Genomic DNA, 768 nt, shown 5'->3' on the forward strand with positions numbered 1-768 from the left:
TACGGAGACTGGGTATCCTGGGGAAGAAGAATCAGGGTAAAATAAAAAGAAACAGGCAACTGCCCCTTGTTTAGAAAAGTTTAAATTGGTTTGAGAAAGAGAAAAGTAAATTCTGTAAAGTTGACTTTACAAAACCTGAAAAACAGAAAGAGAGCTACCAGACAGCAGAAGAAAAAAACAGAACGGACAAAAAAGACGGACTGATTACATAATAGGAAACTGAAAGTTTGAAACAAAGGGATAGTGGATAGAGAATAAATTTTGACATCACAAATAAGCCATCTTTAGGTGGCTGAAAAATTGAATATAAACGCAACACCTAATCAGGAAACTGACAAAGGATCGTCTTTGATAAAATAACCTCTTTGCTTAAGCAGATTAAGTGCCTGTGAAGTAGTTAACACTTTTTCTTTATTCACAGGACGGGAGTCAAGAAAACCTTCCGGTGTATATGGCTTTAAATCTGTGAGTATGTGCCAGATAGCGGTCAGGATCATACGGCAGCAATGACGGCTTTCTTGTGACCACGGCGTGCTTTGATGCGACGGTAACGGTCTGTAAATTCAGGATGTTTCTTATAGCACTCCCAAAAAATACTGCACATTCTTGACAACAGGTCTATGATAGAGTCAAGAGGTGATTATTATGTTGCATGATGAAACACGAAAACTGCTTATTGAAGCTTGGAATAAAACGCACAATGCAAAAGAAATCTACATCTACAGATTTTCTTCCATTGAATTTAAATAACGAAACTTATCTTTACAG

Annotated in this window: 1 pseudogene; it reads right to left on the minus strand. The window is 37.1% G+C overall.

Annotated elements, in window-relative coordinates:
- Nucleotides 1-323 precede the first annotated feature (323 nt).
- Nucleotides 324-577 (minus strand): annotated as a pseudogene (locus LJE11_RS20920) (IS110 family transposase); the annotation flags it as partial.
- Nucleotides 578-768: the final 191 nt, after the last annotated feature.

Source organism: Blautia sp. DFI.1.216 (genome assembly GCF_020594215.1).
Taxonomy (GTDB): Bacteria; Bacillota; Clostridia; order Lachnospirales; family Lachnospiraceae; genus Blautia_A; species Blautia_A wexlerae.